The 16,411-nt window shown below is 71.4% G+C and carries 11 protein-coding genes; 3 read left to right on the plus strand and 8 right to left on the minus strand.

Going from position 1 to position 16,411, the window contains the following annotated elements; genetic code table 11:
* Positions 1–39: 39 nt before the first annotated feature.
* The 3 genes from AC07AG_RS27365 to AC07AG_RS27375 form a co-directional block, all read right to left on the minus strand.
* Positions 40–2,649: a helix-turn-helix transcriptional regulator gene (locus AC07AG_RS27365; RefSeq protein ID WP_478758521.1), complete on the minus strand. Its 2,610-nt coding sequence runs from the start codon at positions 2,647–2,649 to the stop codon at positions 40–42.
* Positions 2,650–2,832: 183 nt separating this feature from the next.
* Positions 2,833–3,729: a bis(hydroxyethyl) terephthalate hydrolase gene (bdeA, locus tag AC07AG_RS27370; RefSeq protein ID WP_478758523.1), complete on the minus strand. Its 897-nt coding sequence runs from the start codon at positions 3,727–3,729 to the stop codon at positions 2,833–2,835.
* Between the two features lie 152 nt (positions 3,730–3,881).
* Entirely contained in the window at positions 3,882–6,224 is a 2,343-nt protein-coding gene (locus AC07AG_RS27375; RefSeq protein ID WP_478758525.1) for a collagenase, read from the minus strand.
* A 343-nt stretch (positions 6,225–6,567) separates the two neighbouring features.
* Here AC07AG_RS27375 and AC07AG_RS27380 point away from each other — a divergent pair, with 343 nt between their 5' ends.
* The 3 genes from AC07AG_RS27380 (at position 6,568) to AC07AG_RS27390 (ending at position 10,921) form a co-directional block, all read left to right on the plus strand.
* On the plus strand, positions 6,568–7,239 hold the full coding sequence (locus AC07AG_RS27380) for a GntR family transcriptional regulator (protein WP_478758527.1): 672 nt from the start codon (positions 6,568–6,570) through the stop codon (positions 7,237–7,239).
* 120 nt (positions 7,240–7,359) lie between these two features.
* Positions 7,360–10,062 (plus strand): discoidin domain-containing protein, encoded by a 2,703-nt coding sequence (locus tag AC07AG_RS27385; RefSeq protein WP_478758529.1) that lies wholly within the window; start codon positions 7,360–7,362, stop codon positions 10,060–10,062.
* A 73-nt stretch (positions 10,063–10,135) separates the two neighbouring features.
* Entirely contained in the window at positions 10,136–10,921 is a 786-nt protein-coding gene (locus AC07AG_RS27390) for a class I SAM-dependent methyltransferase (protein WP_478758531.1), read from the plus strand.
* On the opposite strand, the gene AC07AG_RS27395 is transcribed toward AC07AG_RS27390, so the two are convergent.
* From AC07AG_RS27395 to AC07AG_RS27415, 5 genes are read right to left on the minus strand one after another with little or no spacing between them, the layout of a single operon-like run.
* Positions 10,878–12,692, minus strand: coding sequence for a hypothetical protein (locus AC07AG_RS27395; RefSeq protein ID WP_478758532.1), 1,815 nt, complete (start codon positions 12,690–12,692; stop codon positions 10,878–10,880). The two genes, AC07AG_RS27390 and AC07AG_RS27395, sit on opposite strands and share 44 nt — an antisense overlap.
* Positions 12,689–13,297 (minus strand): hypothetical protein, encoded by a 609-nt coding sequence (locus AC07AG_RS27400; protein ID WP_478758534.1) that lies wholly within the window; start codon positions 13,295–13,297, stop codon positions 12,689–12,691. Before AC07AG_RS27400 ends, AC07AG_RS27395 begins: the two co-directional genes overlap by 4 nt.
* Entirely contained in the window at positions 13,294–14,160 is an 867-nt protein-coding gene (locus tag AC07AG_RS27405; protein WP_478758536.1) for a carbohydrate ABC transporter permease, read from the minus strand. Before AC07AG_RS27405 ends, AC07AG_RS27400 begins: the two co-directional genes overlap by 4 nt.
* Positions 14,157–15,116, minus strand: a complete 960-nt coding sequence (locus AC07AG_RS27410; RefSeq protein ID WP_478758538.1) for a carbohydrate ABC transporter permease — start codon at positions 15,114–15,116, stop codon at positions 14,157–14,159. Before AC07AG_RS27410 ends, AC07AG_RS27405 begins: the two co-directional genes overlap by 4 nt.
* Positions 15,113–16,396, minus strand: a complete 1,284-nt coding sequence (locus AC07AG_RS27415; protein WP_478758540.1) for an ABC transporter substrate-binding protein — start codon at positions 16,394–16,396, stop codon at positions 15,113–15,115. Before AC07AG_RS27415 ends, AC07AG_RS27410 begins: the two co-directional genes overlap by 4 nt.
* Between the last annotated feature and the right edge of the window lie 15 nt (positions 16,397–16,411).

Raw genomic sequence — 16,411 nt, forward strand, 5'->3', positions numbered from 1 at the left:
TCCTGACGCCCGAAGAATGGCATACCGCCCAGTCGGTACCTAGAGGTGTGCGGCAATCTCCTCATCACGGTCCGGCAACCCGCCGTCGCCCGCGAGCAACCGTGAGAGCTCGACGCGGGAGCGTATGCCCAGCGCGGCGAAGACATTGCGCAGGTGGTGGTCGACCGTGCGGTGGCTCACCGAAAGGCGCACCGCCACCTCCCGGTTGGTGGCCCCCTCCGCCACGTGCCGGGCGATGCGCTGCTGCTGCGGGGTCAGTTCCGCGAGCGGCCCCGGCCCCCGCTCCCCCGCCACCGCCTCACCCGCGGCACGCAGTTCACCGCGACAGCGGTCCGCCCAGGCGCGCGCACCGCACCGCTCGAAGCCGACGAGGGCGTCCCGCAGCGGATCGCGCGCCTCGCGGGTACGGCGCCTGCGGCGCAGCCACTGGCCGAACAGGAGCTGCGTACGGGCCCGTTCGAACTCGCCCGGCGAGCGGTCGTGGTGCGCCAGCGCGCTCTCGTACGCTGCGGCGGTCTGCTGAGGTGGGGCCAACAGGGCTCGGCAGCGCGCCAGTTGGGCCGGGGCAAGACCGTCGGCCGTGGCCCCGGCCCAGTGGGCGAACTCCGCCGTGGCGCTGCGGGCCTCCGCCGTGCGCCCCGCCTGGACAGCCGCTTCCACGAAGCAGGGGACGGCCAGCATCCGTACGGCGAAGTGCCCGCGCCGCGGTCCCGGAGCGACCAGGGGGGCGAGCCGCGCCGCCGCGTCCCCGGGGCGCCCCGCGGCGAGGTCCGCTCGGGCGACCGCCCAGACGGCGAGCGTGGCGGCCTGGGTCAGACCGTGCGGTCCCGCGCCCGCCGCCGCGGCTGACGCATGAGCCGCGCAGGCGTCCGCGTCGCCCTCCACGGATGCCGCGAGGGCGAGGACGGCGTGCAGCGAGACCGCGACGTTGGGCTGCCCGATGCGGTGCGCGGCCCTGAGTCCTTCGAGGGCGTGCGCCCGCGCCCTGGTGTGGCGGCCCGCGCGCAGCTCTCCGTAGGCCAGGTGCTCCAGGGCACGCGGCAGCAGGACCTCGGGGCCATAGGCGCGTACGGCCGCGAGCGCTCGGGCACCCGCCCCGCAGGCGGTCTCGACCTCGCCGACGACCAGGGCGGCGGCTCCGGCCCGCAGCAGTCCTGCGGGGTCGCTCGCCCCTGGTACGTCGTCCAGGCAACGGCGCAGCAGGGCGTGACCCTCGGCGGTGCGGCCCGTGAGGACCGCGCACATCCCGGCGCGGTATGCCTCCAGGGGCGGGTCGTCCGCGCAGACGGGGACGCGCGTCATCGCCTCCCGGTAGGCCGCCGCGTCGCCCATCGCCCAGGCCGCCTCCGCAGCGCCGATCAGCGCGTGTCGGGCCGGTTCCGGCGGGAGCAGCAGGGCGGCGGTCAACAGGTCCTCCCTGGCGTCGGCGGCGGGGCCGTCGGTGAGGGACAGCAGTCCGCGCACCCGGTGGACGCCGCCGTGGGCGGGGGTTCCTGCGGTGCGGGCCAGCAGGGCGCGGGCCCGGACGGGGTCGCCTGCGAGCCGGGACGCTTCCGCCGCGGCGGCGAGCCGGTCGGTGCGCAGGGTCGTGTCGGCGGTGAGCGCGGCGGAGCGGGCCAGGGCCGCGGAACGCTCGGCGTGCGGGCGGGGTCCGGTAGCCGCCTCGGCGAGGGCTCCGGCGAGCCGGGCGTCGTGATCCCCTGCCGCGCAGGCCAGTTGGACCAGGCTGGAGAGGGGGTCACGGCAGGCCGCGGCGAGGCGGGCGTGAGCGGCTCTGCGGCGGGCGAGCGGGGCTCGGCGCAGCACGGCTCGGCGCAGGAGCGCGTGGGTGAAGTGGATGCGCCCGCCCGCTCCGACGACCGCGCCGGCCGCTTCGGCGGGTGCGAGTCCCGAGAGGTCGGCGCCGGCCCGCACCAGCAGGGCGAGGTCCGCGCCGGCGCCGTCGGGCTCGTGCTCCCCGGCCGCGGCGGCGAGCAGCAGCAGGGCGCGGGCATCGGCGGGCAGTTCGTCGATGCGGGCGGCGTAGTCGTCGAGGAGGTCTTCCCCGCCGGGCAGGGAGTCGGGCAGCGGGGTACGTCCGGCCAGTTGGCCGGGGGTGAGGGCCGCGACGAGCGCGCGGAGCAGGCGCGGGTTGCCCACGGCCTCGCGGATCAGCCAGGCGGCGACGACCGGGTCCGCGGAGCCCTGGGTGAGCCGGTCGAGCAGGGCGGCCGCCGCACTGTCGTCGACCGGCCCCAGGCGCAATGTGTCCAGTCCCCCCAACTCGCTTGATCCCGCACGCTGTTCGGCGAGGGTGAGCAGGACGGCCACGGGGCTCTCGGCGGGCAGGAGGCGCAGTTCCGCCAGGAGGGCGGACCGGGCCGCGGACGGCCAGGTGTGCGCGTCGTCGACACAGACGAGCAGCGGGCCCTGCCGCGGCAGCGACGCCGACACGGTCAGCTGAACCGACGGGACGGCCGGGGCGCAGATGTCCCGCGCGTGCTCCACGAGCGCGGTGCGGCCGAGGCCGGGCGGCGCGGTCAGGACGAGCACGCCGCCCCGCCCGGTCCGTAATCGCCCCACCAGGGATTCCACGGCGGCGATTTCCTCGCGGCGGCCGTGGAGCTCGGGGGGCCTGAGCGTGCCGGGAACGGTCGTCGAAGGGGTCACGCCCGCACGTTACGTTCGCGTAACACGGCCCGGAAGCCCCGCGTCCGCACGGCTGGGCACGCCCCCAACGGTCGCCGCGTCCGGGTGTGCGCGGGCACAGTCCCGGGGCCTTGGGACGACACGCGTCGTCCGCCGCCGGCTGACCGGCGACGGACGACGGGCCCCCATGACGGGTCATCAGGATCAGGAGGTGTGAGGGCAGTTGCCCCGGTACTCCTCGATCGTCAGGCTCGGCTGCGGCAGCGGGCAGAGGAACTGCTCGAAGCGGGTGTCGTTGTCGATGAACCGCTTCAGCCAGGAAATGCTGTACTTCGCGATCGTCGTGTTGGACGAGTTCGGCGTGAAGTGGGTGGCGCCGTTGAGCTCCAGGTACGCCTTGTCCAGGGAGCTGGGCAATGACCGGTAGAACGGCTCGGAGTGGCTCGCGACGGGGGCTACGGTGTCACCGTCGGCGCCGACGACGAGCGTCGGCGTCCGCAGCTCGGGCCAGGTCGTGTCGGTGTTCCAGCCGGTCAGCGGGATCGCCGCCTTCAGCGATGTGCGGCTCTTGGCGGCCTCCAGGGTTCCTCCGCCGCCCATCGAGTGCCCCATCACGCCGAGCCGGGAGGCGTCGATCCGACCCCGCACCGAGCTCGTCTTGGTCAAGTAATCGAGGGCGGAGAGGAGTTGGCGTCCCCGGCTGGCGGGCTGGTCGAGCGTGGTGAGGGTGTCGATGGTGAAGACCACGAAGCCCTGGGAGGCGAGCCGCGGGCCCAGCCAGGCGATGCTCGACTGGTAGGCGGTGAAGCCCGGGGAGATGACGACCGCGCCGAAGGTGCCGTCGGCGGTGGACGTCGGGTAGTAGACGGTGCCGCCGCCGAAGCCGGACACGCTCAGCGACGAGACGTTGGTCTGCGAGACGGCGTAGGAGCCGCGCGAGGCCTCGATGCTGGAGACGGTCGGTTCGGGGCCGCGTTCGTACGGATTGTCGGCGGCGGCCTGGGCGCCGGGCGCGAGGCCGGTGCCGAGCAGTCCTGCGGTGGCGACAGCGGCGGCCAGAGCGGCCCGCACCACAGGGCGGGAGAAGACGTGCAGGCGCACGGAGGGGTCCTCTCGATCGTGGCGGACCACGCGGGAGGAGGGAGATACGCCCCGGTGGAGACCGCCGTGTTCGTTGGCGGTCCCCACCGTGGCGGTACTGACAGGGTGTCGACATCGGCGAAATCACCGGTGTCGCGGGAACGTGGGCAGCGTCAGCCGCGCAGGGGACCCTCGCAGGAGTAGTCCGATGTTCCGGCGCGTCCGTCGGTCCAGATGTCCACCTCGCCGAAGGCGCAGTTCATGTCCGTGAGGTTGTTGTCGCCGCCCGCCGCCCGGTCGAGGATGAAGGTGTCCACGGTCTCGGACATGTCCTTGAAGACGAGGTCCGGATCGGCCGAGTCGCCGAGGTTCGCGGTGATCCGTCCGGTGCACACGAACCGCGGGCGCTCCGGGGCACCGGTGGAACGGCAGTCGGGCGTGATGCCGGTCGTCGCGGTGAACGAGGTGCGGACCTGGTCGGCCGTGCTGTCGCGCAGCTGCCCGACGGGGACGTACTTCGTGTCGGGGACGAACAGGTCGTCGACGTGCGCGATCTGCTTGTCGAGGAAGGCGTCGTAGGCGCTCTGCAGCCCGCTGTCACGGCCGAGGCGGTCGCGCCAGGCGTCGAAGGCGCCCGGGTCGTCGGAGCGCAGGTGGCGGTACATCTCCTTGATCAGCGCGGGGCGTTCGGTCCACAGGAACTCGAAGAAGGCGCCCGCGTAGTCGTAGAAGCGGAAGCCGTCCCCGTCGTACGTGGCGTGCAGCAGCTGGTCCACGCTCATGCGCGGGGCGCCGTTCGCGGTGTCGTCGATGATGCCCTGGATCAGCGACTTGCGGACCTTGATGCCGTCGTCGCGCGTGGCGCCGTCGAAGAACTCCGCGGTGCCCTCGTCCATCGCGGTCGTCCGGTCACCCTCGTACCACGGCCCCTCACCGAAGAAGCCCGGCACCGCCCAGCGGCCGTTGAGGTAGTGCGTGTACTCGTGCCGGAACAGCTCCTCCAGGGTCAGCGAGGAGTCCTGGGGCACGCGCCGCTGGTAGGTGTAGAAGGTCGCGCCCCTCTCGATGTAGACCCCGCCGTTGTCGGTACCCATGCCGGTCAGGAGCGGGTGGAAGTTCTCGTAGTCGGCGCGCGAGGCGTACAGGACGGTGTTCAGGGTGGCGTTGGGGTCGCCGCCGAGTGGCTCCTGGGTGCCGACGACGCGGTGGAACTGGGCCTTGACCTGCTTGCTCGCGTAGTAGAGCTGGTCGACGGTGTCGCGGTCGAGGGCGGTGCGGACCTTCATCCCGCCCGCGTCGTAGGCGTAGGTCTGCGGGAAGAGGCGGCGCTCGATGTCGTCCCTGCACACCTTGTACGGCTTGCAGGCGTCGAACTCGATGAGCCAGGTGACGACCTTCGCCCACGGCGCGCTGCCGTCACCGAAGGTGCGGGCGACGGTGTCGAGGAGCGGGCCGAGCCCGGCGAGGGTCTCGGTGCGCAGGGCGTCGATCTGGCCGAACCGGCCGTACTCGCTCACCGCGTCGCGCACCACCCAGGCGTTGGGCTTGCCCTTGAGGTGGACGTACCCGCCGAAGGCCTTGAAGGCGGCGCGGTAGGAGGCGTCGGCGGTCACCGCGGTGCGGAAGGCGGTGTCCTGGTTGCCGGGGTAGACGCCGAGGTAGTTCAGGCTGAGCGCGGAGAGGGCGGCGCCGGCCCAGGAGGCGTCCTGGGCGGTGTCGGGGTGGGCGGCGTCCATCGTCGCCAGGACCCGCTTGACGAGCGGGAGTTGATGCTGGCGCAGCCCTGTCGCGCTGGCCGCCGTCAGCGCCTCACGGAGGGTCTCGGCGTTGGAGCGCGTGACGTCGAAGGCGCGGGCGGCCGCCCCGAAGGCGTCCACGGCCCCGCGTATGGCGGCCAGGGTCGACGGGTCACCGATGTCGACCTCTTCGTGCGAGAAAGCCTGGTAGGAGACGGCGTGCAGGTACGTGAACATCTCAAGGAGGTGGCTGCCGTTGGTGCCGTCGTGAGATGCGGAGAGCCGGGTGGCGCGCTGGGAGACGGCCTGGATGTGTGCGCGCGACATGACCGGGGCGAGGCGCTGGTCCCAGGTCCAGATGAGTCCGCGCAGACAGCCGTCGGCGGTCACGGCCGGGTCGGCGAGGAAGTCGACGAACTGCGCGGGCGAGAGGCCGGTGACGCCGTCGAGGGTGCACGGGACCGACATCTTGCCGACGGTGGCGCGGGGCACGGTGGCCGTGCCCTTCGCCTTCTTCGTGCGGGGGCCGGGCACGCGGCCGTCGGCGAGCTCGCCCGGCGCCGGAAGCTTCCAGGTGGCGGACTTCGGCTCGTTGGCCCGGCGGTCGACCCGGTCGAACGGGCTCGGCGCCTCGGCTCCCGGCGCGGCGGGCGAGGTGGCGGCAGGCCGCCGGTCGGGAGTGGGGGCGTCCGCGCCGGCGATCGGCGCGGCAGTGGCGCACAGCGTCACGGATATCGCCGCGGCGACCACGGATCTGCGCAGGGTTCGGGGTTGGTGCACGACAGGCTCCTGGTGTGTGGGAGGTGGGGCAAGCAGTGCGTGCGGGTGGCGCGAAGACCCTTCCGGGACTTCCCTGCATCAACTGCCAGATGTGCAGAGGCACTTGAGGAGAGCGGGCCTGCGCCATGTGATGCGTAACGTAGTAATGTGAAATGGTACTGACAACCCCTCAGACGCCGGGAGGTCTCCCAAGTCCCCTGCGGCACCGGGTCCTTCACCCTGCTCGTGCGCTCTACCGGCGCACCGGAAGCCGGGGAGAGAACAATGTGACCTTGTACGCTGGTGCACCACTCGGGGCGGGCGCGCGGGCCACGACCTGCGGGGCCACGAAGGGATCACCACCATGGGCCACCTCCCACAGCGCACCCTCGTCACTCCCCGGGAGCGGCTGCGTGATCAGGTCGCCCACCATCTGCGGGCCGCGCTGATATCCGGTGAACTCAGGCCCGGCGAGGTCTACTCGGCGCCCGTTCTCGCCGAGGACTTCGGGATCTCCGCGACGCCGGTGCGCGAGGCGATGCTCGACCTGGCCCGCGAGGGCCTGGTGGAGCCGGTCCGCAACAAGGGCTTCCGGGTCACCGAGGTCAATGAACGCGATCTCGACCAGTACACCGAGATCCGCACGCTCATCGAGGTCCCCATGATCGGCCGCATCACCCGCTCCGCGTCGCGCGCGGATCTTGAGCGGCTGCGCCCCGTCGCCGATGAGATCGTGCGCGCGGCCCGCGACCACGACCTCATCGGCTATCTCGAGGCGGACCGGCAGTTCCACCTCTCCCTGCTCGCACTCGGCGGCAACGACCGGCTCGTCGAGACCGTCGGTGACCTGCGCAAGCGCTCCCGCCTGTACGGACTGACGGCACTGGACGAGCGCGGCCGTCTGATCCCGTCGGCCCAGGAGCACATCGAGCTCCTGGACCTGATGGTGGCGGGCGACGCCGAGGGCGCGGAGCAGTGCATGACCCGCCATCTCGGGCATGTGCGCTCATTGTGGGCGCGGGGCGCCAAGGAGTAGACGGGGGGGCCTACTCGCTGGTTCGTTTGTTTCTTCAACACATTGCGCGATTCGTTGACGCGGACCGTTCACATCTTTATGGTCGCCTGACCTTCCCCGGCGACCCCGCAACGGAGCACAATGAGGTCCCTCCCCCGCACGGCCCGGTTCATCGCACCCTTCCTCGTGGGTGTGCTCGCCGCGGCCGTTCCCCCCACAGCGGCGGCCGACATCGCGACCCCGAGAACCGAAGAGCCGACGACGCCCGCGCCATCCCCCCACGACGACTGGACGCTGACGTCGACCCGCATCGACGCGAAGGACACGTACCACGCCTTCGTCGGCAACGGCTATCTCGGCCAGCGCGTCCCGCCCAGCGGAACCGGCTACGCGGCGTCCGACGCCAAGACCGGGTGGCCGCTGTTCACCCCCCGCTACGACGGTTCCTTCGTCTCCGGGCTCTACGGCCACAACAAGGACACCACCGAGAACCGCCAGGTCGCCGCGGCCATCCCCACGTGGACCCCGCTCACGGTGTCCACCGGCGGACCCACGTCCGAGACGTTCACCTCCGCGACGCCGGCCTCCCGGATCTCGCACTACCGGCAGAGCCTCGACCTGCGCCGCGGCCTGGTGCGGACCGAGCTCACCTGGACGGCCGCCGACGGCCGGGCCACCGACCTCGCCTACGACGTCCTCGCGGACCGCGACAACCCCCACGTCGGCGCCGTACGCCTGCGCATGACCCCGCACTGGAACGGCAGCGCGAAGGTCACCGACCGCATCGACGGCCGCGGCGCCCGGCGCATGACACCCACCGGCGGCGGCGCCCGCTCCGGAGGGCGGACCATGGCCGTGGGGTTCCGCACGGACGGCACGAAGACCGAAGGGACGGTCGCGTCGACCCTGCGCGCGGGGCAGGGTGTGCGTACAGGAAATGAACAAAACTCAGCCACTGCCCGCAAGTTGAGCGCCCAACAGTCCGTCGGTGTCCCGGTCCACTCCGGCCGGACCTACGAACTCACCAAGTACGTGGGCGTCGACACCGCACTGACCTCCCGCGCCCCCGAGCGCGACGCCGTCACGGCCTCGCAGCGTGCGGCAGGACGTGGCTGGGACGCGTTGTTCAGCGGCCACACCGCCGCCTGGCGCAAGCTGTGGCGCAGCGACATCGAACTGCGGGGACAGGGCGAGCTCCAGTCGTGGGTGCGGTCCGCCCAGTACGGGCTGCTCTCCAGCAGCCGCACCGGCGCGGCCAACAGCATCTCCCCCACCGGCCTGAGCAGCGACAACTACGCGGGCCTCGTCTTCTGGGACGCGGAGACCTGGATGTACCCGGCGCTGCTCGCCGCCCACCCCGACCTCGCCAGGTCCGTCGTGGACTACCGCTACCGCACCCGGGCCGGCGCCCGCGCCAACGCGGAGAAGCTCGGCCACCGCGGCCTCTTCTACCCCTGGACCAGCGCGAGCGAGGGCGACCTCCAGTCCGAGTGCCACAGCGTGGATCCGCCGCACTGCCGCACCCAGAACCACCTGCAGAGCGATGTCGCCCTGGCGGCCTGGCAGTACTACCTCGCGACCAAGGACACCCACTGGCTGCGCACCCGCGGCTGGCCGGTGATCAAGGGCATCGCCGAGTTCTGGGCCGACCGCGCGACCCGCAACGCCGACGGCAGTTACTCCATCAAGGACGTCGCGGGGCCCGACGAGTACAGCAACGGCGTCGACGACGGCGTCTTCACCAACGCGGGCGCCGCGACCACCCTGCGCACCGCCGCCCGCACCGCGAAGATCCTCGGCAAGGACGCCCCCGCGAGCTGGCACACCGTCGCCGACAAGCTGCGCATCCCCTACGACAAGAAGAAGCAGGTCTTCCAGCAGTACGACGGCTACAAGGGCTCGGTGATCAAGCAGGCAGACACCGTGCTCCTGATGTACCCGCTGGAGTGGCCGATGTCGAAGCAGGCCGCCACCAACACCCTCGACTACTACGCGGCCCGCACCGACCCCGACGGCCCCGCGATGACCGACTCGGTGCACGCCATCGACGCCGCCGCCATCGGCGAGCCGGGCTGCTCCGCGTACACCTACCTGGAGCGTTCCATCCGGCCCTTTGTACGTGGCCCGTTCGACCTGTTCTCCGAGGCGCGCGGTGACAAGGCGGGCGCCTCCGACCCGCTGTCGGGCTCCCCGGCCCAGAACTTCACGACCGGCCAGGGCGGTTTCCTCCAGGTCTTCACCAACGGCCTGACCGGGCAGCGGATGCGCGAGAACAGCGTGCAGCTCGACCCGATGCTGCCGCCGCAGCTGTCCCAGGGCGTGAAGCTCGACGGCCTGCGCTGGCAGGGCCGTACGTACGACATCGCCATCGGCGCCCACGACACCACCGTGCGCCTCACCCACGGCAAGCCCTTCGAGATCGAGACACCGCAGGGCAAGCAGATCGTCAGCCAGGGCGCGCCCGCGCACGTCAAGACCCGCCGCCCTGACCTCGAGCCCACCGACAACGTCGCCAGGTGCCGTACGGCGAAGGCGACTTCGGAGCAGCCCGGCCAGTACGCGAACGCCGCACTCGACGGCAACACCGCCACCGCCTGGGTTCCCGACACCGCCCGCGCGGGACTCACCGCGGACCTCGGCAAGGTCTCCCCGATCTCGAAGATCACCCCGCACTGGACGGACGTGAAGCCGACGCAGCACACCGTGCAGACCTCACTCGACGGAAAGCACTGGAAGACCGCCTCACCGGACGGAGAGACCGCCCGCTACATCCGAGTGACGTTCACCTCCAAGGACGCGAAGAAGCCCGCGGGCATCCAGGAGTTGACCGTCCGCCGCCGATAAGTGACGGCGGGAGCGGCGGTGGAGGCACAAAAGGAGTGCCGCCACCGCCGCTCCCGTTGTTAGCCTCGCAGGCGTGGTAGACGAGGCGTACGAGAACCCGAGGCTGGCGGCGCTCTACGATCCGCTCGAAGCGGACCGCGGCGACCTGGACGTGTACGCCGCCGTGGCAGCGGAACTGACGGCACATCACGTGCTGGACGTGGGATGCGGCACGGGTACGTTCGCGCTGATTTTGTCCGGCCGCGGAGTGCGGGTGACCGGCGTCGAACCGGCCGCCGCCTCGCTCGACGTCGCGCGGTCCAAGCCCGGCAGCGAGCGCGTGCGGTGGATCCACGGCGACGCGACCGCGCTCCCCGCGATGCGGGTGGACCTTGCCACCATGACCGCCAACGTGGCCCAGGCGATCACGGACCCGGAGGTGTGGGAGGGCACCCTGCGCGGAATTCACGCCGCGCTGCGGCCCGGCGGCCACCTCGTCTTCGAGACCCGCGACCCGGCCAGGCGGGCGTGGGAGGAGTGGAACCGCGCCGCGACCCACCGCACGGTCGCCGTCGAGGGCGTCGGCGACGTCGAGACCTGGCTGGACGTCACCGACGTCACCTGGCCGCTGGTGACCTTCCGCAGCACGGTCGTCCTGACCACGACCGGCGAGACCCTCACCTCCGACTCGACCCTGCGCTTCCGCGAACGCGACGAGGTGACCGGCTCGCTGACCGCGCACGGCTACGTGGTGGACGAGGTCCGTGACGCCCCGGACCGGCCGGGCAGGGAGTTCGTCTTCTTCGCCCGCCGCCCGGAGGTCCACGAGGGCGAGGTCAGCGCAGCGTCATCCGATACGTCAGCGGCGAACGCCCGGTGATCAGGACCCGGATGCCGTCCGGGGTGAGGGAGCCGTTCATCCAGGTGTAGCGCTCCCCCGGCTCGACCACGGGCGGCTGTTTGCCGCCCTTTCCGTTGCCGGGGCCGAACGTGATCCGGTCGTCGCCGACCGCGTAGGTCGCATCGCCGCTGACGAGCTGGTAGGTGTCGTCCGCTCCGGCGACCGGCTCCAGGCCGTCCCCCGACAGCTCCCCGCCCCGCCGGAAGCACAGCTCAAGGGCCAGCGGCACCGCCGACTCCGACACGTCGAAGGACAGGTCCCAGCCGCCGTCGTCCGTCTCGCGCACCAGGATCTCGGTGCGCAGGGACCGGTACTCCCCCGGCCGGTGCGGGAAGTCCATCGCCGACCAGAATCGGCCGTCGTCGGTGAGCGGGTAGAGCCCGTCCTTGCGCCGGTGGCGGCGCGGCAGCGGTTGGTGGAACGCCGCACGGACCTCCGCGTGCAGCCGCCACGCGTCGCCCCGGCGCTCAAGACCCTCGGACCGGAAGGGGCCGAGCGAGAAGAACTGCGGGGCAAGACGCAGTGAGTCGAGGATCGCGGCGCCCTTGCGCATCTTGAAGAACGTGGGGTTGGTGGAAAGGCCCGAGGAGATGACGTGCACCTCGGGCAGGTCCGTGCCGCCGAAGATGCTCGCCGTGCGCTCACCGCGGCGCACGCGCACCAGGCGGCAGTCGGCGTCGTGGTGCTCGAAGTCGGCCGGAATCTCCTTCGCCGCCGGAAGCTCACGGGCGAGCTCGGGGCGGTCGAGGACCTCGGCGAGCCGGTCGCCCAGCGGGGTCTCGCCGAAGGTCTGCCCGGTGCCGCGCTCCCGAAGGAGTTCGGCGACCGCGGCGAACGTTCCGTTGCCGTCACGGATCGCCAACTCCCGGTACTGGAGCCAGAACTCGGGCAACTGGCGCAGCGCCGCCTGGTCCTGGCGGCGCGAATGGACGGACTCCACCTCGCCGTTGGGCTCGGTTACGTAGAGCGAGGCGGTGAGGTTGTCCCGTACGTGTGCGTACAGGTCGCGGCGGTCGTGGAAGCGGGCGATGGTCAGCAGGGCCGGGTTGGTGACCACCGCCGAGTACGTGGGGCTGCGCTCGCTGTACTCGCCGCCCGGCAGTTGGTCGATGCCCTCCGCGAGCCAGGCGTCGATGCGCCTGGGATAGGAGGCGTCGGGCCAGCGCCGGTGGATGCGGGAGAGCGCGGAGCACACCAGCCAGCGGTGATTCGCGGTGTGCACGCCGCCGTGCGCGAGGCCGGGGCCCGCCTTGCGCAGAATCCGCTCGACCGTGGCCCGCACCTTCTCGGTGGACCGCTCGCCGTCCTTGTCGAGCAAGGCGTGGACGATGTTCAGGTCGACGATCGAGAAGGCGGTGTCGGGCGGCGAGTGGACGGCGCCCTGGTCCCACAGCCCGTCGTCGAACTGTTCGTCGGCGAGGGCGTCGGCGAGTTCTCCCATCGGGCCCAGGAGCGCACCGTCGTGATGGTGCGCCGACGCGGTGTGCACGTGGACGGAGGTGAGGGTGCGCAGGCTGCGGGCGGCGGCGCGGGCCTTGCCCAGGTCGCGCAGCTCGGTGATGTTGCCGTCGTAGGTGTCGAGGACTGCGTCGACGCGCTCGTCGGCGGCGGCGGTGAGGAGGGCGACGAAGTCCGTGTCCTGCGCGGGTTGTTCGGGTCGGCCGCCGTCCGCCGCCGCAGCCGTGCGGCCGGAGATTCCCGCGGCGGTGACCGTGGCGGAGGTGGCGAGGAAGGTCCTGCGGGCGATCACGCTGTCTCCCTCTGGGGCACGCGTACGTGGTTGCGTACGTCGATGGCGGTGAGCGCCAGGGCCAGCGGCCCCGGCACGAGGAACGCGAGCGGCAGCATCATCCATGCGCACAGCACGGCGGCCGCGAGGGCGAGCAGGACCAGGAGGCTGCCGCCCACGTCCCGCGCCGAGTCACCGGCGGCGCCGCGCACCGCGGCGCGCCAGTCGCCGAGCGCTTCGGGGCGGGCGCAGGCGCGCAGCCCCACGATCACGGCGCACGCCCCGATCGCCGCGGCCGTCACGGCGAAGACACGGGCACCCGGCAGCCCCACCCCGGCCAGAGCCAGATCGGCGGCGAACAGCAGCACCCCGGCGAGCGCGACCGCGCCCGCGGCGAGGTCACCGGCACGGAACCGCTGACGCAGCAGCGCCACGTAACGCCGCGCCGTGGCGGGTTGGTCCTCCCCCGTGCCGCGCACGACCGCGCAGGCGGTGGAGAGCGCCGCAGGAGCGGTGATCAGCGGCAGACAGGCCAGCGCCGTGACCACGCCCAGGGCCAGCACATCGGCGAACAAGGTCATCCGGGGCCCGAACATCTCGCCCGGCTCGCGGGTCCGCGCGCTCATTCCTTGACCCCGGAGTTGGCCATGCCCTCGACCAGGAAGCGCTGGAAAGCGAGGAAGAACAGCACGATCGGCAGCAGCGCGATCACCGACATGGCGAACATCGGGCCGAACGCCGACTGGCTGGAGGCGTCCACGAACGACCGCAGCGCCAGTGTCAGGGTGAACTTCTCCGGCGAGAAGAGATAGATCAGCTGGGTGAAGAAGTCGTTCCAGGTCCAGATGAAGGTGAAGATCGCGGTGGTGATCAGCGCGGGCCTGGTGAGCGGCAGGACGACCAGGAAGAAGCTCCGGAACGGGCCGCAGCCGTCGATCCTGGCCGCTTCCTCCAGCTCGCGCGGCAGGCCGCGCATGAACTGCACGATGAGGAAGACGAAGAAGGCCTCGGTGGCGAGGAACTTCGGCAGGATCAGCGGCCAGTAGGTGTTCACCATGCCGAGCTGGTTGAAGATGATGTACTGCGGGATCAGGACGGCGTGGTGCGGCAGCATGATCGTCGCGATCATGAAGGCGAACAGCGGGCCGCGCAAGCGGAACCGAAGCCGGGCGAAGGCGTATGCCGCGAGGGAACAGCTCAGTACGTTGCCGATGACGGCGCCGCCCGCGATCAGCAGGGAGTTGGAGAGCAGTCGCCCGACGGACACGTCGTCCACACCGTCGAGGGCGGTCGAGTAGTTCGACCACTCCAGCTTGCCCGGCAGCAGGTTCAGGCTCGCGATCACCTCGTCGGCGGGCTTGAGCGACGTGGCGACGAGCCAGGCCAGCGGATACAGCATCACCAGGAGTGCGGCCAGACATCCGGCGTGCAGCGCGACCCGGCGCCAGGGCAAGGACCGACGGCCCACGGTGGTTGCGGTGGTGGTCATCGCTCCCCCTCGTTCGCGTAGAAGACCCAGGAGCGCGAGGTGCGGAAGAGCACCGCGGTCACGGCTCCGATGGCGAGCAGCAGGACCCAGGCCATGGCGGATGCGTAGCCCATGTGCGATGCGACGAAGCCGCGGTCGTAGAGGTAGAGCGTGTAGAAGAGGGTGGAGTCGGCGGGGCCGCCCTTGCCACCGCTGACCGCGAAGGCGGGGGTGAAGACCTGGAAGGCCTGGATGGTCTGGAGCACCAGGTTGAAGAAGAGCACCGGCGACAGCATCGGCAGCGTGATGGAGACGAACTGCCGCTTGCGGCTCGCTCCGTCCACCGACGCCGCTTCGTAGAGTTCGACGGGGATCTGCTGGAGACCCGCAAGGAAGATCACCATGGGGGCGCCGAACTGCCAGACCGTCAGGAGCGCCACGGCCAGCAGCGCCCAGCCGGGCTTGTTGACCCAGCCGCCGGTGTGGATGCCGATGTCGGACAGGAGGTTGTCGACGGTGCCGCCGTCGTTGAAGACCGCCCGCCACACCAGGGCGATCGACATGGACGCGCCGAGCAGCGAAGGGGCGTAGAAGGCGGACCGGTAGAAGGACTTGCCGCGCTTCATGGACTTCAGGGCGAGTGCGACGGCGAGGGCGAGCGCCAGTTGCAGCGGCACGGCGATGACGACGTACATCAGGGTCGCGCCGACCGAGCGCCAGTAGCGCGGGTCCTCGGTGAACATCTGGACGTAGTTGCGCAGTCCCACCCAGCGCGGGGCGTTGAACAGGTCGTAGTCGGTGAAGGACAGATACAGCGAGACGGCCATCGGGAGCAGCGTCAGGACGACGGCGCCGAGCACCCAGGGCGAGAGGAACACCCAGGCCGCGCCCTCCCGTCGGATCCTGCCGCGCTGCTGCCTCGGTGGCGCGGGGCTCTTGGCGCGCACGGGCTTCGCGGCCACGTCGGTGGTGGTCATGACCTCAGCTCCGCCTTCGCCTCGGTGATGAAGTCCTCCGCGGCCTCACGGGGTGTCATCTGCTCGAACGACACCTGGTCGTAGTCGCGCTGGAAGGTGGTCTGGAGGGAGTTGTCGCCGGTGGGCGGGGCCTTCGGCGGTGTCCTGAGACTGCCGTCGACGGAGTCCTGGTAGTCGGCGACGACCTTGTCGAAGTCCTTGAGCCCGGGGCCGATGTCGTCACGGATCGGCTCGTTGACGGGGATGCCCCGGGAGGCGCCGAGGATCGCCGCCGCCTTCCCGTCATTGATCATGAAGTCGATGAACTCGGCGGATTCCTCGGGATGTTCGGTGGTGGCCGCCGCGCCCATGAACATCGAGGGCTTGAAGTACTGGCCGGGCGTGCCGTCCGAACCCGAGGGCATCGGGGCGAGGGTCAGGCCTTCGCCCACGATCGCCGTGAAACCGCTGGAGGGCGCGTCCCAGTTGAAGTCGGCGACCGCCTTGCCGCGGGCCAGCGGCTGGTTCTCCACCGACCCGTCGAGCTGCGTGGTCTGCTCGGCGGACGACACCGCCCCCTCGCGCCGCAGCTTGTCGGTGAAGGTCCACCAGCGGGTGAGGTCATCGGCCGTGAAGCCGAGGCCGCGATCCTTCGTGTACAGCGACTTGCCCTGGCCGCGCAGCCACACCTCGAAGCAGTCCTCGCTCTGCCCGGGGTCGATGGAGCCCGGCTTCCCTGCCTTCTTCGCCAACTCCCGCATGGCGTCGGCCCATTCGTCCCAGGTCCAGCCCTTGCGCGGGAGTGTCACCCCTGCCGCCTTCCACTGTTCGGCGTCGTACACGACGGCCTCGGTGCCGCGCCCCTGCGGGATCGCGTACTGGGTGCCGTCCACGACGCCGGTGGCGAGGAGGCCGGGGTCGATCGCTTCGGTGCGCAGGGCCTTCTTCTGCTTTCCCAGGTCGAGCAGGATCCCGCCGGACGCGTACTGGTCGATCTGCCGGTAGTCGAGCTGCATCACGTCGGGCGCGTCGCCGCCCGCGGCCTGGGTGGCGAGCTTCTGCTTGTACGCCTCGTAGCCGGCGAACGAGGTCTGCACCGTGACCCCGGGGTGCTCCTTCTCGAACAGCGCGACAGCTTCCTGGGTACGGGCCGCCCGGTCGGGGTTGCCCCACCAGGTGTAGCGCAGGACGGTCCTGCCGCCGCCGCTCGATTCGTCCGAGCCGCCGCAGCCGGTGAGCAGCACACTGAGCGTGAGCACCGCGACCGTCGCGCAGGACCACTTTGTCCTGTTTCCGGGCATGCCGAAGACACCTCT

The organism is Streptomyces sp. NPDC044044 (assembly GCF_056434405.1).